General features: G+C 75.5%; 1 protein-coding gene. It reads right to left on the reverse strand.

Annotated features, from left to right (window positions below; genetic code table 11):
• Positions 1-16 precede the first annotated feature (16 nt).
• On the reverse strand, positions 17-337 hold the full coding sequence (locus EEJ42_RS08870; protein ID WP_123099424.1) for a hypothetical protein: 321 nt from the start codon (positions 335-337) through the stop codon (positions 17-19).
• Positions 338-364: the final 27 nt, after the last annotated feature.

The raw sequence follows: 364 nt of genomic DNA on the forward strand, positions 1-364 counted from the left end.
GTGGCGGGCCGGGGGTTCAGAACGGGGCGTCGGCCGGGGTGGTGGGGGTGTTGGCGAAAGGCTGGTTGAGGTGGGCCGGGAGTGTGTGGCGCAGGTGCCAGGCGAGGCGGGCGGTGTGGGCGGCGCGGCGCAGTCGGCCGGGTGTGGCGGGTGAGGGGTGCGGCCCGGTGGCGGGGTCGCATCCGTCGACGCCGCGGCGGTGGCAGTGGGGGCAGCGGTCGATGCGGGCGCAGGTCCACACGATCGAGTCGATGGCCTGACGGTAGCTGGCCAGCCCGGCAGCGAGACGCCACAACGACCGCGGGAGGCGAAGGCAGGGGCGGGGGCGGGGGCTCATTGGGGTCTCCTCTCAACAGCCCGGGGT

This window comes from Streptomyces botrytidirepellens, assembly GCF_003721215.1.
Taxonomy (GTDB): Bacteria; Actinomycetota; Actinomycetes; order Streptomycetales; family Streptomycetaceae; genus Streptomyces; species Streptomyces himastatinicus.